The sequence below is a fragment of the Actinoplanes sp. CA-142083 genome, assembly GCF_050942195.1.
Taxonomy (GTDB): domain Bacteria; phylum Actinomycetota; class Actinomycetes; order Mycobacteriales; family Micromonosporaceae; genus Actinoplanes.
In genome coordinates, this window is sequence record NZ_CP192076.1 from 1,207,651 (window position 1) to 1,227,367 (window position 19,717).

Annotated in this window: 21 protein-coding genes and 2 pseudogenes; 13 read left to right on the forward strand and 10 right to left on the reverse strand. The window is 69.7% G+C overall.

Translation table 11 applies throughout. The features are described 5' to 3' along the window. Positions 1-10: 10 nt before the first annotated feature. The 3 genes from ACQPZX_RS05760 (at position 11) to ACQPZX_RS05770 (ending at position 2,190) form a co-directional block, all read left to right on the forward strand. Complete coding sequence (locus tag ACQPZX_RS05760; RefSeq protein ID WP_433375349.1) at positions 11-412, forward strand: cupin domain-containing protein; 402 nt, start codon at positions 11-13, stop codon at positions 410-412. A gap of 177 nt (positions 413-589) precedes the next feature. Beyond that, entirely contained in the window at positions 590-1,063 is a 474-nt protein-coding gene (locus ACQPZX_RS05765; protein ID WP_433375352.1) for a MarR family winged helix-turn-helix transcriptional regulator, read from the forward strand. Between the two features lie 41 nt (positions 1,064-1,104). After that, complete coding sequence (locus ACQPZX_RS05770) at positions 1,105-2,190, forward strand: S-(hydroxymethyl)mycothiol dehydrogenase (RefSeq protein ID WP_433375354.1); 1,086 nt, start codon at positions 1,105-1,107, stop codon at positions 2,188-2,190. Here ACQPZX_RS05770 and ACQPZX_RS05775 read toward each other — a convergent pair. Both ACQPZX_RS05775 and ACQPZX_RS05780 read right to left on the reverse strand, forming a co-directional pair. Beyond that, a complete protein-coding gene (locus tag ACQPZX_RS05775; RefSeq protein ID WP_433375357.1) occupies positions 2,187-3,542 on the reverse strand; it encodes an MGH1-like glycoside hydrolase domain-containing protein in 1,356 nt (451 codons plus the stop codon). The genes ACQPZX_RS05770 and ACQPZX_RS05775 overlap by 4 nt on opposite strands. Positions 3,543-3,652: 110 nt before the next feature. Then, positions 3,653-4,684 (reverse strand): DNA polymerase ligase N-terminal domain-containing protein, encoded by a 1,032-nt coding sequence (locus ACQPZX_RS05780; protein WP_433375360.1) that lies wholly within the window; start codon positions 4,682-4,684, stop codon positions 3,653-3,655. A 39-nt stretch (positions 4,685-4,723) separates the two neighbouring features. On the opposite strand from ACQPZX_RS05780, the gene ACQPZX_RS05785 reads away from it, so the two are divergent. Next, positions 4,724-5,392, forward strand: coding sequence for a helix-turn-helix domain-containing protein (locus ACQPZX_RS05785; RefSeq protein WP_433375363.1), 669 nt, complete (start codon positions 4,724-4,726; stop codon positions 5,390-5,392). On the opposite strand, the gene ACQPZX_RS05790 is transcribed toward ACQPZX_RS05785, so the two are convergent. Continuing rightward, complete coding sequence (locus ACQPZX_RS05790) at positions 5,382-5,780, reverse strand: VOC family protein (RefSeq protein WP_433375365.1); 399 nt, start codon at positions 5,778-5,780, stop codon at positions 5,382-5,384. The two genes, ACQPZX_RS05785 and ACQPZX_RS05790, sit on opposite strands and share 11 nt — an antisense overlap. Positions 5,781-5,918: 138 nt before the next feature. Between ACQPZX_RS05790 and ACQPZX_RS05795 the strand changes: the two genes are divergently transcribed. Then, positions 5,919-7,025, forward strand: a complete 1,107-nt coding sequence (locus ACQPZX_RS05795) for an FAD-dependent monooxygenase (RefSeq protein WP_433375368.1) — start codon at positions 5,919-5,921, stop codon at positions 7,023-7,025. 123 nt (positions 7,026-7,148) lie between these two features. Continuing rightward, positions 7,149-8,891, forward strand: a complete 1,743-nt coding sequence (ctaD, locus tag ACQPZX_RS05800; RefSeq protein ID WP_433375371.1) for an aa3-type cytochrome oxidase subunit I — start codon at positions 7,149-7,151, stop codon at positions 8,889-8,891. 94 nt (positions 8,892-8,985) lie between these two features. Here the strand turns inward: ctaD and ACQPZX_RS05805 are convergent. The 6 genes and pseudogenes from ACQPZX_RS05805 to ACQPZX_RS05830 all read right to left on the reverse strand — a co-directional run. Further along, positions 8,986-9,384 (reverse strand): annotated as a pseudogene (locus ACQPZX_RS05805) (IS30 family transposase); the annotation flags it as partial. A 305-nt stretch (positions 9,385-9,689) separates the two neighbouring features. Continuing rightward, positions 9,690-10,271, reverse strand: a complete 582-nt coding sequence (locus tag ACQPZX_RS05810; RefSeq protein WP_433375374.1) for a TetR/AcrR family transcriptional regulator — start codon at positions 10,269-10,271, stop codon at positions 9,690-9,692. After that, complete coding sequence (locus ACQPZX_RS05815; protein WP_433375377.1) at positions 10,268-10,588, reverse strand: DMT family transporter; 321 nt, start codon at positions 10,586-10,588, stop codon at positions 10,268-10,270. The genes ACQPZX_RS05810 and ACQPZX_RS05815 overlap by 4 nt, the downstream gene beginning before the upstream one ends. 261 nt (positions 10,589-10,849) lie before the next feature. Then, positions 10,850-12,193: an MFS transporter gene (locus ACQPZX_RS05820; RefSeq protein ID WP_433375380.1), complete on the reverse strand. Its 1,344-nt coding sequence runs from the start codon at positions 12,191-12,193 to the stop codon at positions 10,850-10,852. Positions 12,194-12,320: 127 nt separating this feature from the next. After that, the gene (locus ACQPZX_RS05825) at positions 12,321-12,896 is read right to left on the reverse strand and encodes an isochorismatase family protein (protein WP_433375383.1); all 576 of its coding nucleotides are present in this window, start codon (positions 12,894-12,896) and stop codon (positions 12,321-12,323) included. 10 nt (positions 12,897-12,906) lie between these two features. After that, on the reverse strand, positions 12,907-14,169 hold the full coding sequence (locus ACQPZX_RS05830; protein WP_433385046.1) for a nicotinate phosphoribosyltransferase: 1,263 nt from the start codon (positions 14,167-14,169) through the stop codon (positions 12,907-12,909). A 129-nt stretch (positions 14,170-14,298) separates the two neighbouring features. Between ACQPZX_RS05830 and clpS the strand changes: the two genes are divergently transcribed. From clpS to ACQPZX_RS05855, 5 genes and pseudogenes are all read left to right on the forward strand, one after another. Then, complete coding sequence (gene clpS, locus ACQPZX_RS05835; RefSeq protein WP_378975276.1) at positions 14,299-14,589, forward strand: ATP-dependent Clp protease adapter ClpS; 291 nt, start codon at positions 14,299-14,301, stop codon at positions 14,587-14,589. Beyond that, the gene (locus ACQPZX_RS05840; RefSeq protein WP_433385049.1) at positions 14,565-15,107 is read left to right on the forward strand and encodes a DUF2017 domain-containing protein; all 543 of its coding nucleotides are present in this window, start codon (positions 14,565-14,567) and stop codon (positions 15,105-15,107) included. Before clpS ends, ACQPZX_RS05840 begins: the two co-directional genes overlap by 25 nt. 78 nt (positions 15,108-15,185) lie before the next feature. Next, positions 15,186-15,676 (forward strand): annotated as a pseudogene (locus tag ACQPZX_RS05845) (Mov34/MPN/PAD-1 family protein). A gap of 58 nt (positions 15,677-15,734) precedes the next feature. After that, on the forward strand, positions 15,735-16,049 hold the full coding sequence (locus ACQPZX_RS05850; protein WP_433375386.1) for a MoaD/ThiS family protein: 315 nt from the start codon (positions 15,735-15,737) through the stop codon (positions 16,047-16,049). Positions 16,050-16,053: 4 nt separating this feature from the next. Then, positions 16,054-17,019 (forward strand): PLP-dependent cysteine synthase family protein, encoded by a 966-nt coding sequence (locus ACQPZX_RS05855; RefSeq protein WP_433375389.1) that lies wholly within the window; start codon positions 16,054-16,056, stop codon positions 17,017-17,019. On the opposite strand, the gene ACQPZX_RS05860 is transcribed toward ACQPZX_RS05855, so the two are convergent. After that, positions 17,016-17,426, reverse strand: a complete 411-nt coding sequence (locus ACQPZX_RS05860) for a hypothetical protein (protein WP_433375392.1) — start codon at positions 17,424-17,426, stop codon at positions 17,016-17,018. The genes ACQPZX_RS05855 and ACQPZX_RS05860 overlap by 4 nt on opposite strands. A 261-nt stretch (positions 17,427-17,687) precedes the next feature. Here ACQPZX_RS05860 and ACQPZX_RS05865 point away from each other — a divergent pair, with 261 nt between their 5' ends. After that, positions 17,688-18,437, forward strand: coding sequence for an MBL fold metallo-hydrolase (locus tag ACQPZX_RS05865; protein WP_433375395.1), 750 nt, complete (start codon positions 17,688-17,690; stop codon positions 18,435-18,437). Positions 18,438-18,506: 69 nt separating this feature from the next. Beyond that, on the forward strand, positions 18,507-19,703 hold the full coding sequence (locus ACQPZX_RS05870) for a glycosyltransferase (protein WP_433375398.1): 1,197 nt from the start codon (positions 18,507-18,509) through the stop codon (positions 19,701-19,703). Positions 19,704-19,717: the final 14 nt, after the last annotated feature.

A 19,717-nucleotide genomic window follows, 5' to 3' on the forward strand; every position in this document is an offset into this window, starting at 1 on the left:
CCGACCGTGCATGGAGCACTTCACGATCGCCACTGTCGCGGAGAAGAACCCCGATTTCCGCCGGGTCCTCTGGACCGGCAAGCACACCCAGCTCGTCGTGATGACGATCCCGCCGGGCGGCGAGATCGGCGAGGAGGTCCACGAGGTGGACCAGATCCTCACCTTTGTCAGCGGCGTCGGTAAGGCCACCGTCTCGGGCCAGCAGCGCAACGTCGTCCAGGGCGACCTGGTCGTCGTGCCGGCCGGTCACAAGCACAACTTCGTCAACGCGGGCCCCAACCCGCTGGTCCTCTACACCGTGTACGGCCCGCCGGAGCACTCCGACGGCGCGGTGCACAAGACGAAGGCAGAGGCGGACCGGCTCGAGGAGGCCGGCAAGGACGAGCCGCCGGCGTCCGCGGCGAAGCCGTGACACGTCGCCGGGACCGGCCGAGGCCCCCCAGCCAGCCGGTCCCGGCGCCGTGCGGGGCGTAACCCCGGGCGGCACACTACTCGGGGCTTGCCACCCCCATCGATCGGCGTGCCCGTTTGGTCACCGTCCCGTTGCCCCAATGAGATACTTCGCCCGCCGAACCACTAACCTTCCACCATGGACGACCCCCGGTGGCTGACCGACGAGCAGCAGCAGGCGTGGCGCCGCTTCGTCGAGGTGCTGGTGAAGGTCCCGGCGGCCCTGGAGGCCCAGCTGCAGCGCGATTCCGGCCTCACTCACATGGGCTACATCGTGTTGTTCACGCTGTCGGAGCGTCCCGACCGCCGGTTGTCGATGAGTCGGCTCGCCAAGCTCGTCTCCGCCTCCCTCTCCCGGCTGTCGCACGTGGTGGCCCGGCTCGAGGCGCAGGGCTGGGTGCGCCGTGAGCGCGACCCCGAGGACGGGCGTGTGCAGATCGCCGTGCTCACCGACACCGGCTTCGCCAAGGTGGTCGAGTCCGCTCCCGGCCATGCCGAGGCCGTCCAGCAACTGGTCTTCGACCGGCTCACGCCGAGCCAGGTGAAACAGATCGTCAAGCTCGCCGACGCTCTCCTGGAAAGTCCGGTCGAGGTCCGCCCACCGGGCGAATAGGCTGGCATCCGTGTGATCCAACTCACGGAGGAGCTGCGCGGATGAGTCAGCAGGTGCGGGGCGTTATCGCCCGGGCCAAGGGCGCGCCGGTCGAGACGACGACGATCGTCGTTCCCGATCCGGGGCCGGGCGAGGCGGTCGTCGCGATCAAGGCGTGCGGGGTGTGCCACACCGACCTGCACTATCGCGAGGGCGGCATCAACGACGACTTCCCGTTCCTGCTCGGCCACGAGGCCGCGGGCGTGGTCGAGTCGGTCGGCGACGGGGTGACCGACGTGGCGCCGGGGGATTTCGTGGTGCTCAACTGGCGGGCGGTGTGCGGGAACTGCCGGGCCTGCCTGCGGGGCAAGCCGTGGTACTGCTTCGCCACCCACAACGCGACGCAGAAGATGACCCTGGCGGACGGCACTGTTCTTTCTCCCGCGCTCGGCATCGGCGCGTTCGTCGAGAAGACGCTGGTGGCGGCGGGGCAGTGCACCAAGGTCGACCCGTCGGCCCGCGCTGCCGCGGTGGGGCTGCTCGGTTGCGGTGTCATGGCCGGGATCGGGGCGGCGATCAACACGGGTGGGGTGACCCGTGGCGACTCGGTGGCGGTGATCGGCTGCGGCGGGGTGGGTGACGGCGCGATCGCCGGGGCGGCTTTGGCGGGCGCGACCACGATCATCGCCGTCGACACGGATGATCAGAAGCTGGAATGGGCCCGGGGCTTCGGGGCGACGCATACCGTGAATGCCCGCAATGCCGACGTCGTCGATGCGATTCGCGATTTGACCGGCGGGTTCGGTGCCGATGTCGTGATCGAGGCGGTCGGCCGGCCCGAGACGTACAAGCAAGGCTTCTATGCTCGTGATCTTGCGGGGACGCTGGTGCTGGTGGGGGTTCCGACGCCCGAGATGACGATCGAGCTGCCGCTGCTCGACGTGTTCGGGCGCGGGGGCGCGCTCAAGTCCAGCTGGTACGGCGACTGCCTGCCGACCCGCGACTTCCCGATGCTGACCGCGCTCTACCGGCAGGGCCGCCTCGACCTGGACGCGTTCGTCTCCGAGGAGATCGCGCTGGACCAGGTCGAGGAGGCCTTCGCCAAGATGCACACCGGCGGCGTGCTCCGATCGGTGGTCCTTTTCTAGGCCGCGCGAGCGTAGGCCGGCACCGAACGGTCGGCCAGCAGATCCAGGGAGAGGGCCGCGGTCCAGCTGAAGGCCGGCGCGCCGAGGCCCTCCCCGGTGATCGGGTGGAAGTACTCGAAGTGGCCGTTGCGGTGCACGAGCCGCACCATCGCCGTGCGCAGGTCCTCGGCCTCGTCGCGGAAGCCGTGCACGAGCAGGCCGCGGCGCAGCAGCCAGTTCACATTGATCCAGAGTGGGCCGCGCCAGTAGCGCTTGGTGTCGAAGTCGGGCGCGGTGCGGTCGTAGCTGGGAGCCGGCATCTCCGATATCCCAAATTTGTCAGATTTAGCAGCTTCTACGGTCGCTTCGACGGCGAAAGCCGGGAGGTCGGGCAGCATCAGCGGCATCAGGCCGCTCACGCAGTGCGCCGCGCTGAGCTTGCCGGTCTTCACGTCGAGGGCGTGGAAGGCGCGGGTCTGCGGATTCCACAGTCGCTTCACGATCGCCGAGGTGATCCGCTGCGCCCTCTCCCGGTGCGCGGCGGCCTCGGCGGCCCGGCCCAGCACCCCGGCGATCTGGCAGAGGGAGAGCTCGGCGCAGGCCAGGATCGAGTTGAAGCTCGGGCACTCGACCGCGAACGCGTGCCGGTCGAGCAGGTCGTGATCGTCGTATCCCTCGGCGCGGTAGGTGAGCACGAGGCCCACGTACCGGGCGTAGTCGACGTCGGTGGGCCGGTGCGCGGCGTCCGAGACGTCCAGGTCACGACGCTTGTACGTCGCCAGGAGCGCCAGGTCGGCCGGCACGTTGGCCGTCGCCTCGTCCCAGGCGGGGCTGTTGTCCAGACCCGACTCCCAGGGGTGCACGATGCCGGCCAGGCCGCCGCCGCCCAGGTCGCGCCGGCCGGTCAGGTACTCCTGCTGCGCGACCAGGCGGGGGTAGAGCCACTCCAGCTCGGTGCGGGCCTCCTGCGCGCAGTTCGCGCCGTGCGCGGCGGCGTGGCGGTAGACCTCCCAGGCGGCGATCGCGTGCATGGGCGGCTGCACGATGCCGGTGCTGCCGCGGGCCGGGCGGTTCGCGTACGCCGGCACGTCCCAGAACCCGGGGCCTGGGAAATAGTCGGCCTCGGCGGTCGCCGGGTCGAAGACGATGTGCGGCACCCGGCCGTCGGGCCACTGCGCCTCGAACAGGCTCCGCAGGTCCCGCCACGCGCGGGTCGGGTTCACGTAGGCCAGGCCGATGGCGATGAAGGCGGCGTCCCAGCTCCACTGGTGGGGATAGAGCTTGCGGGAGGGGACCATGTGGTCGCCGGACCAGTTGGTCTCGAGGACGCGGGCCGCGGAGTTCCACAGTTCGGCAGAGAGCTCGTGGTGCATCTGAGGAGAACCCTTTCCGCTGCGTTCACCGGCAAACCCCTGATCGGCTTGCCGGAGGCTCCGCTGAGAGAACCGTTGCGCCGCGGCACGGGCACGGACTGCCGGTCCGCTCAGCCCGCCGGAATTTCCCGCCAGAGGTTGCTACGACGACCTGGAAGATAGGGCGAGTCGAGCCGTTTGGCCACCAGCCCGTCGATGCCCTGGGAGCGGGCCGTCTCGAGCGCGATCGCTCCGTTGCCGGGGAAATACGGTGGCGTCTGCCAGTGGTCGCCGGCGATCGACAGGCCCTCCAGCAGCTCACGGCGCTGCGCGTACCCGATGTTCTCGGTGGTCCCGTGTCCCTCCAGCCACAGCAGGTCGTACACGAGGTATTGGATGTTGTTCCGCTTGTTGCCGGGCTTCTTGCCCAGCCGTGTCTCCGGCCGCGGTCCTTCGAAGGCCACGAGCTCGCCGTCCAGCACGGCCTCGATCGGTGCGAGCGCCGGGCCGAGCGCCCTGACCTCCGGAAACCACGCGGTGATGTCCTCTTCTCCGTGCAGGCGCACGCGTCCGCCATCGACAAACGCGACGGCCCGCAATCCACCCCAGTTCATCTCGTACGCCCATTGAGCGTCATCGCCGGCCGGGACCGTACCCTTGGTCGCCAGCATCGGGAGCACCTCGTCGGGCATGGGCTCCCAGCCGGGCTCGGGCGGGTCCATCCGGCGGACCATCCAGTCCTTGCCGTCGGTCTGGAAGAAGATGTACCGGCCGGTCGCGCGCTCGCCATGGAAGACGACCTCGATCTCGTCGTCGCGCCACTTGCGGGTCTCGTAGGCGCCCCGATCGAAGATCTTCATCTGGCCGCCGCCGTACTCGCCGGCCGGGATCTCGCCGTGGAAATCGAGGTACTCCAGGGGGTGGTCCTCGGTGTGCTTGGCCAGGTGGTTCTTGGTGCGGTCGCGGGGCAGGCCGCGCGGGACAGCGAAGCTGACCAGGACGCCGTCGCGCTCGAGGCGTACGTCCCAGTGCAGCGCGCGAGCGTGATGCTGCTGGATGACGAACCGGTTGTTTCCGGTTTCATCCGGATGTTTCGCCGGGATGGGCTCGGGGGTCTTCTTCGCATCCCGTTTGCGGCGGTACTCGCCGAGCCGGTCGGTCATGCCCTCATTCTTGTCGTACCCGCGTGCGAGGGTGTTCCTATGTACTCGGAACGGGCGTCATCGTTGCCGCACGTGGTCGCCTGGTGGAGCGTCACCCCGGCCGGCGCGCCACCGAAACGCATCCTTCCCGACGGCTGCCTCGACATCATCTGGCGGGACGGCACGGTCTTCGTGGCCGGCCCCGACACGACCGCCCAGCTGGGCCGGCCCGAGCCGGGCAGCCGGCTGTTCGCGTTGCGCTTCGGGTCGGGCACCGGGCCGGGCGTGCTGGGGTTGCCGGCGTCCGAGCTGGTCGACCAGCAGGTGCCGCTCGACGCTCTCTGGCCGGCGTCGGTGGTGCGCCGGTTGTCGTCCGCCGACGATCCGCTGGCCGCGCTGACCGAGGAGGCCGCCCGGCGCTGGGTCTCGCCCGACCGGTCGATGCTGGCGCTGGCCGCCGCCGCCCGGGCCGGCGATCCGGTCTCGCTGATCGCCTCGCGGTGTGGGCTGAGCCCCCGGCAGCTGCAGCGGCGCAGCAACGCCGCGTTCGGCTACGGCCCCAAGACGCTGGAACGGATCTTCCGCATGCAGCGGGCGGTGGCGCTGGCCCGCCGCGGTTCGCCGTTCGCCGCGGTCTCGGCCACCGTGGGCTACGCCGACCAGGCGCACCTCTCCCGGGAGGTGCGGGCCATGGCCGGCGTTCCGCTCAGTTCGCTGATCAGTTCTTGAGCCACGCGAAAAGCTCGACCTGGTATCCGTCGGGGTCGCGGAGGATCGCGTAGCGCTGACCCCACGGCGCGTCCCACGGCTCCTTGACGCTGTGGTGCCCCGCCGCGACCAGGCCGGCGTGCTGACTGTCCACCTCGGGCGCGTCGGCGCAGAGGAAGGCGAGGCTCGCGCCGTCCTTCACCGGCCCGCCCGGGGTGTGGCTGGGGTCGAACGACGAGATGGAGGCGTGCGTGTCCAGCATCAGCCGGAGGCCACCGGGCAGTTCCGCCTCGGCGTGCGGTTCGTTCTCGGCCCCATCCGGGAATTCAAGACCGAGACGTCGGTAGAACGTGAGGGAGGTTGCCATGTCGGCCACCGCGAGGCCGATTCCGTTGAGTGTCGGTGCCATGTCGCCGACGCTACGGGTGCTTACCGGAGCTGTCTTGAACAAATCGGACGTCGGGATGATCGAGGGTTTCCCCACCCGGTGGCTAGGGGTAGTGTTCTGGCTCCGACGCGTGTCCGACCACCGGGAGGCAGTGCCGCGATGACCTTGCGCATCCTCGTGGTGGGCGCCGGAATTGCCGGTTTGGCCACCGCCCGGGCGCTGCGGCTCGCCGGGCACCGTCCCGATGTGGTGGAGGAGCTTCCGGCCACCATGCTGCCCGGTGCCGGCATCTATCTCCCGGGAAACGCGTCCCGCGCGCTGCGCCAGCTCGGCCTCGACGCGCCGCTGCGCCCGCTCGGCGACCTCATCTTCCGGCAGGTCTTCCTCGACGCCCGCGGCCGCTCGCTGTTCGAGATGGACGTGGCCGGGCTCTGGGCCGGCGTCGGCGAGTCCCGCGCCCTGTCCCGGGCCGACCTCCAGCAGGTCCTGCTCACCGGCGTCGGCGGCGAGGTGCGCTACGACACGTCCGTCCGCGAGCTCGAGATCTTCGACTCCACCGCCAAGGTCGAGTTCGGCGACGGCAGCGTCGCGGAGTACGACCTGGTCATCGGCGCCGACGGCCGCCGGTCCACGATCCGGGCCAAGGCCGGGCTGGGTGGCGCCGCGATCCCGACCGGGCAGATCGTCTACCGCGCGGTGGTCGGCGGCGGGCCGCCGCTCAGCGACTGGACGGCGCTGCTCGGCCGCCGATCCTCCTTCGTGGCCATGCCGATGGGCGGGCGCCGGCTCTACTGCTACATCGACGAGACCGCGCCCGACTCGCCCAACCCGTCGGACCCCCGGGCCCACCTGCGCAATGTCTTCGGCTCTTTCGGCGGTCCGGTGCCGGCGATCCTCGCCGCGATGGAAAAGGTGTCGGTCGCCCGCACCGACGAGGTCGTGCTGGACAGTTGGTCCCGCGGCCCGGTCCTGCTGGTCGGCGACGCCGCGCATGCCACCGCGCCCACCTTGGCCCAGGGCGCGGCGATGTCTTTCGAGGACGCGGTGGTCCTCGGCGAGGAACTGAAACGTTCCGGTGAGGACGTCGCGGCCGCGCTGCGGGCGTACGAGATCCGCCGTCGTCCCCGGTGCGGCGCGGTGCGTGACCGTACCCGGGAGCGCGACCGCACCCGCGACGTGCCGCCGGCCCTGCGCGACCCCATGCTTCGCCGCCGCGGCCTGCGGATCTTCGCCGAGCACTACCGTCCACTCGTGCCCCCCGCCTGACTCGATCACGTCGGAGACACCCCCGAGGTGCGTGGGGCGGGTGGGGGACTATTCTGCCAGCGAGGTACGCCTTTCAACCTTGGGACGTACTGAGCGGGACGAACGAGACAACGGAGGCTATTCGTGACGACCGTTGCGCCCAAGCCGATCGTGACCCGGCCCTACCCGGTTCGGCGGCAGGTCAAGGGTTCGGCGTTTGCCCGGATCCTGCGCACGACGGACGCGAAGCAGATCGGGATCATGTACATGATCACCGCCTTCGTGTTCTTCATGCTGGGCGGCCTGATGGCCCTGCTGATGCGGGCCGAGCTCGCCCGGCCGGGCATGCAGATCCTCTCGCCCGAGCAGTACAACCAGCTGTTCACCATGCACGGCACGATCATGCTGCTGTTCTTCGCGACGCCGATCGTGTTCGCCTTCGCGAACTTCGTGGTCCCGATCCAGATCGGCGCGCCCGATGTGTCGTTCCCGCGGCTCAACGCGTTCGCGTACTGGCTGTACCTCTTCGGCGGCACGATCGCCGTCGGTGGCTTCCTCACCCCGGGTGGCGCGGCCGACTTCGGCTGGTTCGCCTACACGCCGCTGAGCGACTCGCTGCACTCGCCCGGCATCGGCGGCAACATGTGGATCGTCGGCCTGGCGCTGTCCGGTCTGGGCACCATCCTCGGTGGTGTCAACATGATCACTACGATCCTGACCCTGCGCGCTCCCGGCATGACCATGTTCCGCATGCCGATCATGACGTGGAACATCCTGGTCACCAGCCTCCTGGTGATCCTGGTCTTCCCGTTCCTGGCCGCCGCGCTGTTCGCCCTCGCCGCCGACCGCATCCTCGGCGCCCACGTCTTCGACGTCGATACCGGCGGCCCGATGCTGTGGCAGCATCTGTTCTGGTTCTTCGGCCACCCCGAGGTGTACATCGTGGCGCTGCCGTTCTTCGGCATCATCACCGAGGTCATCCCGGTGTTCAGCCGTAAGCCGGTGTTCGGCTACAAGGGCCTGGTCTCCGCGACCCTGCTGATCGGCGCGCTGTCGATGTCGGTGTGGGCGCACCACATGTTCGTGACCGGCCAGGTGCTGCTGCCGTTCTTCAGCTTCCTGTCGTTCCTGATCGCGGTGCCGACGGGCATGAAGTTCTTCGTGTGGATCGGCACGATGTGGCGCGGGCAGATCAGCTTCGAGACACCGATGATGTTCGCGATCGGCTTCCTCGTGACCTTCCTCTTCGGCGGTCTGTCCGGTGTGCTGCTCGCCGCGCCGCCCATCGACTTCCACGTGTCCGACTCGTACTTCGTGATCGCGCATTTCCACTACGTGCTGTTCGGCACGATCGTGTTCGCGGTGTTCGCCGGCATCTATTTCTGGTTCCCCAAGATGTTCGGCCGCATGCTCGACGACCGCCTCGGCAAGGTCCACTTCTGGCTGACCTTCCTCGGCTTCCACGCCACGTTCCTGGTGCAGCACTGGCTCGGCACCGAGGGCATGCCCCGCCGGTACGCGGACTACCTGCCGTCCGACGGCTTCACGTTCCTGAACACGTTCTCGACGATCGGCTCGTTCGTGCTCGGCCTGTCGACGCTGCCGTTCATCTACAACGTGTGGAAGTCCTACAAGGTCGGCCAGCTCGTGACCGTCGACGACCCGTGGGGCCACGGCAACTCCCTTGAGTGGGCCACGTCGTCGCCGCCGCCGCTGCGCAACTTCGACCGCATGCCGCGCATCCGCTCGGAGCGCCCGGCCTTCGACGCGAAGTTCCCGGAGCTCGCCGCCGGCCAGTCGCTGGCCGGCCCGCCCGAGGGCGGCGCCAAGGTCCTGACCGCCGAGTCCGACGGCGGCGCGACGTATCGCGAGGACACCGACCACTGAGGTCTCGTTTCAAAGCGGCCCGCCCCTTCCCCGGGGCCGGGCCGCTTTGTCTGTCGCGGGGTGATGTTGATGAGTTCGCCTTAGCTGGGCGGTCTCAAGGTGTGGTTGCAACACCGAGTAGTTCGGCCATTTTCTCTGCAGGGGTGGTCCAGGCCAAGGTTTGCCGGGGTCGGCCGTTGAGTTCGTCGGCGACGTGGTCGAGTTCGGGTTGGCTGATCGTGGTGAAGTCGGTGTGGCCTTTCGGGAAGTACTGGCGGAGCAGCCCGTTGGTGTTCTCGTTCGAGCCGCGCTGCCAGGGGCTGTGCGGGTCGCAGAAGTAGACCGGGCAGCCGGCGGCGACGCTGAACTGGCGGTGGGCGGCCATCTCGGTGCCCTGGTCCCAGCTCAGCGAGGCGCGTAACCGCTGCGGGAGCCAGGCCATCGCGTCGGCCGGCTGGGCGGCGACGTGTCCGGACAGCCGCCCGTTCGGCAGCCGGACCAGAATCACGATACGCAGGTGTTGCAACCACCGGTTGAGTCCAAGTTGCGCGCGGCAAGTCATCAAGGTCGAGCGGCGGGCTGCTCGCCGAGCGTTGCGGGTCACGCTTGGCGTGACCATGCACTGCCCGGGCCGTGGCAACCCGGGGCGCCCACTCGCCGACGGTGACCGGCTGCCCCTCGCCGCGGGCTGCCGCTCTGCTCGGCGCGGGCTGTCGCTCTGTCCGGCGCGGGCTGTCGCTTTGTCCGGCGCGGGCTGTCGCTCTGTCCGGCGCGGGCTGTCGCCCCAAAAGGGTGGTTTTGTCTTGCTGGTGCGGTTGGTCAGCGGGTGGCCAGGGCGCGGATCGCTGCCGTCAGCGCGGGGGTGTTCAAGGGGGCGCCCGTTACCAGGAGGTGCAGCATCGTGCCGTCGAGCAGGGCCGAGATGTCGTGGGCGGCGTCTTCGCCCACGTGGGGGCGGAGCAGCTCGTGCAGGCCGTGCAGCCAGGCCTCGGCCAGCGGGCGCAGGGCCGCGTCGCGGGCGGCGGCGACGCAGAGCTCGAACTCGATGCGGACCGTGCGGCGGTCGCCCATGTATTCGTCGACCAGCTCCACCAGGGCCACCGCCAGGTCGGGGGCGTCGCGGAGGCGGGCGGCCCAGAGCTCGAGGTCCGACTCCTGGTCGGCGGCCGCCTTCTGGAGGGCGGCGGCGATCAGGGCGTCCAGCGTGGGGAAGTAATAGGTGGTCGCGCCCAGCGGCAGCCCCGCGCGGGCGGCCACCGCCCGATGCGTGGTGCGACCGATGCCGGCCTCGGCGATGATCTCGATGGTCGCTGCTGCCAGCGCTTCCCGCCGGGCTTGCGGATCACGGGAACGTCGCCCACCGGCCCGCTCGACCGCCTCGGCGGGCGCGGGGTTGCTCAATGCGAACCGCCCAGGTTCAAGGTGACTACTCCCGCGATGATCAGACTGATGCCGGCCACCTTGACGACGGTAATGGGCTCACCCAGGAAAGCAGCGCCAATGGCCACGATGGCGGCCGTGCCGAGGGCCGACCACAGCGCATAGGCGACGCCCACCTCGACTCCCTTGACCGCCTGGGAAAGCGCCGCCAGCGAGACCGCGTAGCCCGTCAAGCACACGACCGTGGGCCATAAGCGCGTGAAGCCCTCGGTGGACTTCATCAGGCTTGTCGCCAGGATCTCAGCCGCTATGGCGCCGAGCAGATACACGTAGGCCACTGCCACACCTCTTCTTGTACGTCCGTACAAGTACGATCGTACAAGAACTTTGAGAAAGCCTCACATCCTCCTTCCGGCTGCCGATAGGAGAGCTTCACCCCGCGGCGGGGAACGAGAAACGGCCGCCTCCGCGGAGGGCAACCTCCACGACGACGGCCGAACGGTGAATAAGGGCGGCGCAGGCGGGGCGGGCCGCCCCGGGCTTGGGCGCCTCGAATCGCGTGGATCTGCCGTGCCGAACCTCGCGGGTGCCCTCCGGCGTCAGGGGCGGCCCGCTGGGCTCGGGAAAGCCTCGGCCGGGCCCGCTGTGCCGGATGCAAGGGCGTCGTCGGCGAACGGCTGGTCAGCGGCGGCCTGCGCGGGCACGGCGAGGCTTGGCTCTGTCAGCGCCGGGTCCGTGAGCGCCGGCTCCTTCAGCGTGGGGTCCTCGAGGCGGGTGCGGCGGTGCAGGAGCTCCGCCGGGATCACCGCGAGGGCTATCAGGGTCCCTACGCCGCCGACGGCGATGAAGCCCCACGCCGGGGAAATGGTGTCTGCGGCCAGACCGGCCAGCGGGCCGCCCAGGGCCACGCCGACCGTCAGAGATGAGTTGTGCAGGCCCATGGCCTCGCCCCGGGCCGCGGCGGGGGTCATGCGGCTCACGGCGTCGGCGCTGGCGGTGATGGTGGGGGCGCACAGGGCGCCGCACGGGATGAGCAGGGCCGCCAGGAGCCACCAGTGCGAGGCGCCCAGGGCGACGGCGACCGTGAGGATGGCCATCGGGGTCAGCAGGACGACCGCGGGCAGGCGGCGGTGCATCGTGCCGTAGGCGAAGCCGCCCAGCAGGGAGTAGAAGGCCCACAGGGACATGACGAAGCCGGCGTAGGAGAGCTCGCCGTTTTCCCGCAGCACGGCCACGATGGTCACGTCGGTGCCGGAGAGGACCAGCGTCGCCGCCAGCGTTACGGCCAGGATGGCGACCAGCCGGGGGCGCAGCCAGGTGCGGCGGGCGATGCGCTCGCCGGCCTCGATGGGGGCCTCGTGGTCGGCTCGGATCGGCGGGTTAAGCAGCCACAGGCCCAGGCCCGAGACCAGAATGCCGGCCGCGATCGCGAGCATGGCGGGGCGACCGCCGTGCGCGGTGGCTATGTAGGCGCCCAGGGCGGGGCCGGCCATGAACGAGATCTCGGTGGTGATCGAGTCGAGGGCGAACGCGGGCAGGCGCTGGGCCTCGGGCGTGAGCGCGGCGATCGACTGGCGGGCGACCGAGAAGGCGGGCAGCGCCAGGAAGCCGCCGAACAGGGCCACGACCAGAAGCGGCCAATACGGCAGAGCCTGGGCGACCGTCCAGAAGATGACCTCGGCGACCGTGGTGAGCACCAGCACGGGGCGCAAGCCGCGGCGGTCGATCAGGCGGCCCATCACGGGCGCGCCCACCGAGCCGCCCACGGTCAGGGCGGCGCCGACCAGGCCGGCGGCGCCGTAGCCGCGGTCGAGATCGGTGACGACGTGCAGGGTCAGGACCACGGCGCCGGCCGCGATGGGTATGCGCGCCAGCGTCGCCACCGCCAGCAGCGATTTGATCCCGGGCAGCGCGAGCGTTTCTCGGTAAGGCTTGAGCAGCATGTGGTTCCTGACCTCCGCCCGACATCCTGCCTCGGGGGTATGACAGAAAACCAACGGCTTTCCCGGGCCTAAAGCGGACGAAAGCTCAGAAAGACGACCTCGGGGAAAGCGGCGTCACACAAATATCTCAGGCGACGATGGGCGAGCCGCTGGTGGCGACCGACGCCGTACGGAACTCCTCGAGAGCCGCGTCGGTGGTGCCCTGCGCCACCCCGGCGGTGAGGTTGAGCAGCACCGTCGTGTCGAAGCCCTCGCGCCGGGAATCGAGCGCGGTCGCTCGTACGCAATGATCTGTTGCTATTCCTACGACCTCGACCTCGGTGACGTCGCGCTCGCGGAGCCACGCGGCCAGGGCGGACCCGTCCTCGGCGTGCCCCTCGAAACCCGAGTACGCCGCCTTGTGCTCGCCCTTGTGGAAGACCGCCTCGATGCGGTCGGTGACCAGCGAGGGGTGGAAGTCGGCGCCCCCGGAGCCGACGACGCAGTGCGCCGGCCAGGTGTCGAGGTAGTCCGGGTGATCGCTGAAGTGGTTGCCGGGGTCGATGTGCCAGTCCTTGGTGGCGACCACGTGGTCCCAGCGGTCGCCGCCCCTCTCCAGGACGAGCGAGATGCCGGCGGCCACGGCCGCGCCCCCAGTCACGGGCAGGGAGCCGCCCTCGCAGAAGTCGTTCTGAACGTCGACGATGATCAGCGCTCGTGCCACAGCGAATCCCCTATGCGGTCGGGACGATGGTGACGGGAATGGCCGGGTCGCCGGCCGAGAGCTTGAGACCCTCCCACGGTATCGAGATCAGGCACTCGCGGAGGTGCTCTCGCGACTCGTGCAGGGTCGGGCCGTCGACGATCTGGCCCTTGGTGACGAACGGGCGCTGGAGCAGCCGGTCGTTCGCGGCGTGGTCGGGCACGCCCATCGAGACGATGATCTCCTCGGTGGCGGTGCCGGTGGGCTTGTGCCGGCGGACCGCGGTCTTGCGGCCGCCCACGGTCGCCTTGTTTTCCGAGCGCTTCACCACCGGTCGGCCGTCGACCTCGACCAGCTTGTAGACCAGGCCGGCGGTGGGCGCGCCGGAGCCGGTGACCACCGCGGTGCCGGCGCCGTACATGTCGACCGGCTCGGCGGCGAGCGTGGCGATCGCGTACTCGTCCATGTCACCCGAAACGATGATCTTTGTCTCGGTGGCGCCGAGCGAGTCGAGCAGCTCGCGCGAGTGCTGGGCCAGCACCGACAGGTCGCCGGAGTCGATGCGGATCGCGCGCAGGTCGGGGCCGGCCACCGCGATCGCGTTCCGGATGCCCTGGGCGATGTCGTAGGTGTCGACCAGCAGCGTCGTGTTCTTGCCCAGCGCGGACACCTGGGAGGCGAACGCGGCCGGCTCGTCGTCGTGCAGCAGCGTGAACGCGTGCGCCGAGGTACCGGTGGTGGGAATGCCGTACTTCTTGCCGGCGGCAAGGTTCGAGGTCGAGGCAAAACCCGCGAGATAGGCCGCGCGAGCTGCGGCGATGGCAGCATCCTCATGCGTACGGCGGGAGCCCATCTCGATGATCGGCCGGCCCCTCGCGGCGGTGACCATGCGGGCCGCACCCGTCGCGATCGCGCAGTCGTGGTTGAGCACCGACAGGATCAGCGTCTCGAGCACGACGCACTCGGCGAACGTGCCGGACACGGTCATGATCGGCGAGCCGGGAAAGAAGAGCTCGCCCTCGGCGTACCCGTCGATGTCGCCCTTGAATCGATAAGCCGCGAGCCAGGCCGCCGTGCTCTCGTCGACGATCCCCGCCCCCCGCAGGAAGTCGATGTCCTCCTCGGTGAAGCGGAAGTCCCTGATCAGCTCGGCCAGCCGGCCGTTGCCGGCCACCACGCCGTAGCGACGGCCGGTGGGCAGGCGGCGCGCGAAGACCTCGAACACGCAGCGCCGGTCGGCGGTGCCGTCCTTGAGCGCGGCGCTGACCATGGTCAGCTCGTACTGGTCGGTCATCAGCGCGGGGGCGAAGGAGTTCACCCCATCACCCTATTGCGCGCGGACGCGCCTTACGAAGGGTGCGTTGACCTGCGGTTCGGCGTTCCGGTTCACCGATGCGGCAAATCCGGTGGCAACATGGGGGGCATGGCGTTGCCACAGGTCGCTCCCGTCGAGGCACCGGAGATCGAGGAAGCACCCGCCGATGATCGCCCCTGGGTGACCGTCGTCTGGGACGATCCGGTCAACCTCATGTCGTACGTGACCTGGGTTTTTCAGAAGCTCTTCGGCTACAGCCGCGAGAAGGCCGAAGCGCTGATGCTGGACGTGCACCACAAGGGCAAGGCAGTCGTCTCCTCCGGCGCCCGCGAGCGCATGGAGATGGACGCCAACCAGCTGCATGGCTACGGTCTCTGGGCGACGGTCGACCGGGCCTGAAACGCGGGAGAGAGCAGATGTTCCGACGCAACGGCAGCCAATGCGTGGCCACGTTCGCGGTCGACGAGGTGCGCGTGCTGCGCAAGGTCGCCGGCGAGGTGGTCGGGCTGCTGACCGACGGCATGGACCACACCGACCCGGTGGTCTCGCGGCTCTTCCCGGACATCTATCCGGACCGCCCCGACGACTCCGCCGAGTTCCGCCTCTACACCGAGGGGGAGCTCAAGACCGGCAAGATCGACCAGGCCGGCGCGATCCTCGCGGCCCTGCCCGACGAGGGCGAGGGCGAGGTACGCCTGGACGGCGAGGCGGCCGAGGCCTGGCTGCGCGCGATCAACGACGCCCGGCTGGCCATGGGCACCCGGCTGGAGATCCACGCCGACACCGACCTGAGCGAGGAGCTCGAGTCGGCCGTCGTGCACGATCCGGGGTCGAGCCGCGTCTTCCAGCTCAGCGTCTACGCCTACCTCGGCTACCTCCAGGAGTCCCTGCTGAACGCGTTGCCGGAGATCGACTAGGGCCTGTCCGGTCGGACAGGCCCTCGTGTGGTCACGGCCATAGCGGGCGCGCGGAAATCTCACGGTAATGTGAACGGCGTGCTGACCATCGACAGCGCGATCGTCGACGCGATCGTCGCCCACGCCCGCCGGGACCACCCCGACGAGGCCTGTGGCGTGGTCGCGGGCCCGATCGGCAGCGACCTGCCGACCCGGCACATCCCGATGGACAACGCGGCGCGGTCGATGACGTTCTACGAGTTCGACTCGATGGAGTATCTCCAGGTCTGGCGCGAGATGGACGACAACGACGAGGAAGCCGTCGTGATCTACCACTCGCACACGGCGACGGAGGCGTATCCGTCTCGCACCGACGCGGACATCGCCGGCTGGCCGGACGCGCACTACCTGCTCGTCTCGACCCGCGAGCCGGAGTCCGAGGAGATCCGGTCGTTCCGCATTGTGGACGGCGTGGTGACCGAGGAAGAGATCAACATCGTGGATGCGACCATAGAGGTGTGATCGTGGGTTCGGTGCAGTCGTACATGTTCGGGCAGAGCCCGGTGTCGGTGGTCTACGAGTGTCGCTGACGACACTCGCGTAGATCCCCGTCCCTTGTTTCGACCCTTACCCAGGAGCAATTCAGTCATGGCTATCGAAGTTCGCGTTCCCACCATCCTGCGCAGCTACACCGGCGGCTCGAAGGTCGTCGAGGGCGCCGGCGACACGCTCACCGCGCTGATCGACGATCTCGACGCCAAGCACAGCGGCCTCAAGGGCCGGCTGATCACGCCCGAGGGTGGCCTGCACCGCTTCGTCAACATCTACATCAACGACGAGGACGTGCGCTTCCTCGGCGCGCTCGACGCCAAGGTCAAGGACGGCGACTCGATCACCATCCTCCCGGCCGTCGCCGGTGGCGCCCTGGGCTTCGCGGCCGCCGCCGCTCTCCTCGGGCGCTAATCCGATGGCTCGCTACGAGAGCCTGCTGGACGCTTGTGGGGGCACGCCGCTCGTCGGCCTGCCCCGCCTCTCGCCGTCGGTGCCCGAGGGGGCGCCGCCGGTGCGGCTGTGGGCCAAGCTCGAGGACCGCAACCCGACCGGCAGCATCAAGGACCGGCCGGCGCTGTTCATGGTGCGCGAGGCCGAGGAGTCCGGCCACCTGCGCCCGGGCGACACGATCCTCGAGCCGACCAGTGGCAACACCGGCATCGCGCTGGCCATGGTGGCCAAGCTGCGGGGTTACCGCATCGTCTGCGTGATGCCCGAGAACGTCTCGGCCGAGCGGGTCCAGCTGCTCCGCATGTACGGCGCGGAGATCATCTTCTCGCCGGCCGCGGGCGGGTCCAACCAGGCCGTCGCCACCGCCAAGCAGATCGCCGCCGAGCACCCCGACTGGAAGATGCTGTACCAGTACGGCAATCCGGCGAACGCGCGCGCCCACTACGAGACCACCGGCCCCGAGCTGCTGCACGACCTGCCCACGATCACCCATTTCGTGGCGGGCCTGGGCACCACCGGCACGCTGATGGGCACCGGCCGCTTCCTCAAGGAAAAGGCCGAGGGCATCCAGATCGTCGCGGCCGAGCCGCGTTACGGCGAGCTGGTGTACGGCTTGCGCAACATCGACGAGGGCTTTGTGCCCGAGCTGTACGACTCGTCCGTGCTGGACCGCCGCTTCTCGGTAGGTACCCGGGACGCCGTGCTGCGCACCCGCCAGCTGGTCGAGGTCGAGGGCATCTTCGCGGGCTTCTCCAGCGGCGCGATCCTGCACGCGGCGCTCGCCGTGGCACACGAGGCGGTCCGCGACGGCCGCCGGGCCGACGTCGCGTTCGTGATCGCCGACGGCGGCTGGAAGTACCTGTCGACCGGCGCTTACGGCGGCACGCTCAACGACGCGGAAGAAGCCCTCGAAGGGCAGTTGTGGGCCTAATAGAGCGCCGCGATCAGCACGTCGACCGCTAGTGGGACCGTGGCTGCCGTCAAAAGCAGCCACGGCAACAGCGGGCGGTGGATCGACAGGAACGATCCGACCACCAGCGCCACGCTTGCGAGTCCGAAAAGGGACAGCGTCGGGACGTACCAGAACGCCGTGCCGCCGAAAATCGTGACCATTGCGCGCACCCCGACCCCGACGCCCGCGAGTCCGAGCGCCGCGGCATAAAGCGCCATCAGCAGAAGGCGTGCCGGAGAGGGTGCCGGGTCGTCAGCCGCCGGAAAGCGGAAAAGCGTCTCGCGGTCACCGAAACCGGCGGGTGCCGGGGTATTCTCCCAGCCACCGAACGGCATGATCTCCGCCGCCTCGGTCCGCGTGCTGCGGCTCTTCTCGACCGTGGTCACGCTGCCTCCGTCTGTTCCGTCCGTAGAAGTCCTCACTTTGTGCAACGCAAACGACTCACCGGACGTAACGGGAATTGCGTGAATGACCGAGGTCACGGGCGGTGTGATGTACGTTGTCGATTTAGCGACAAATCGATCAGACGTTTACATGGTGCGCAGGTCCGGGGATACGCTTCGCACCGTGATTGACTGGTCTGACAGCTCTGCCACGGACCGGTCCAGCGGGGCGTCGACGACCCAGCGTGAGCCAAAGGGACCCGCATGCGACTGACCGTTCTCGGCTGTGCCGGCAGTTTTCCCGGCCCCGAGTCGGCGTGCTCCGCCTATCTTGTCGAGGCCGATGGCTTCCGTCTGCTGATCGATTTCGGTTCCGGCTCTCTGTCCGCTCTGCAGCGGTACACCGCCGACATGAACGCGATCGACGCGATCATCCTGACCCATCTGCACAGCGACCACATGCTCGACGCCTGCCTGTATGTGATCGTTCGCCGCTACGACCCGGCCGGGGCCCGGCCGCCCGTTCCCGTCTACGCGCCGCTGGGTGCGGCCGAGCGCATCTCGGCGGCGTACAGCTCGGACAACGAGCAGGTCGACGACGTCTACACCTTCTACGGCCTGCAGCCGGGCACGTTTCCGATCGGGCCGTTCACGATCACCGTGGACCGGGTCAACCATCCGATCGAGACCTATGGCGTACGGATCGAGCACGGCGGCCACGTCATCGCGTACTCGGCCGACACCGCTCCGTGCGAGGCCCTGCTGCGCCTGGCCGCCGGCGCCGACATCTTCCTCTGTGAGGCCAGTTACCTCGACGGCGTGGAGAACCCGCCCGGCCTGCACCTGACCGGCGGCGAGGCGGGAGAGGCCGCCACCAAGGCCGACGTCGGCCGGTTATTGCTGACCCATTTGATACCTGCGTGGTTCTCTGAGGCATCTATTGTGGATGCGGCCTCTGCCGCCTATGCGGGACCGGTTGAGGTGGTTCGCCCGGGCGCCCGGTACGATCTCTAGGCCCGGACCGGGGGGCTTGGGGCCAGACTGCACCGTTGCACCACCGGATCGTGATCTTGGAGTTGCTGCATGCGCATCGTTCGCCTGGCCAACTTCGTGACGACTCATTCCGGCGGCCTACGGACGGCACTACGCCAACTCGGCGAGGGATACCAGCGCGCGGGCCACGAGGCCGTGCTGATCGTTCCCGGTCGCGAGCGCTCCGACACGACCACCTCCCAGGGCCGCGTCATCACGCTGCCCAGCTCCCCGCTGCCCCGCACCGGCGGCTATCGGGTGATGGCCGGCCGGCGCGAGCTGACCCGGCTGCTCGACGAGCTCGAGCCCGACCGCATCGAGGTCTCCGACCGGGCCACCCTGCGCTGGACGGGCACGTGGGCGCGGCAGCGCGGCGTCGGGTCGATGATGGTCTCCCACGAGAGCCTGGCCGGCCTGCTCGGCGTCTGGGGCATGCCGAAACGCGACTCGCTGGCCGACCGGCTCAACCTCAAGACCGCGCAGAACTTCGACACGATCGTCTGCACCACGGCGTTCGCGGCCGCCGAGTTCCGCCGCCTGGGCGTGCCCAACCTGGTCGAGGTCCCGCTCGGGGTCGACCTCGAGGAGTTCCACCCGCGGCGCGCCGACGCGGCCGTGCGGGCGCGGTACGCCCGCCCCGACGAGATGCTCGTCGTGTTCTGCAGCCGGCTGTCGGCGGCCAAGCGGCCCGAGCTCGCGGTCGACGCGGTCGCGGCCCTGCGCAACGCCAAGGTGCCGGCGGTGCTGGTGCTGGCGGGCGACGGCACAAGGCGTACGTCGTTGGCCTATCGCGCGGCGCGGCTTCCGGTGCGGTTCGCCGGCCACATCGCCGACCGCTCCGCGGTCGCCGCGCTGCTGGCCAGCGCCGATGTGGTGGTGGCGCCGGGCCCGGTGGAGACATTCGGGCTGGCCGCGTTGGAGGCCCTGGCCTGCGGGACGCCCGTGGTGGTCAACGAGAGCAGCGCGCTGCCCGAGGTGGTGGGCGACGCGGGTGTGGCCGTCCCCGGGACGCCGGAGGCCTTCGCCGACGGGGTGCAGGAGCTCATGGCCCGCCCCGAGCCGGAACGGCGACTGGCGGCCCGCGAGCGCGCGGAGCGTTTCGGGTGGCAGCAGGCGGTGGACGGGTTTCTCCAGGCACACGGTGCCGTCCCCGTCGCGGCCGCTGTGACGATCACGCGGCAACGACCGCAGGCGGTGCTCCGGCCCGCCGTGCCGGACGGGTTGTCCACAGGCGGCGGGGCGGGCTGAGCGGGTTCGGCGCC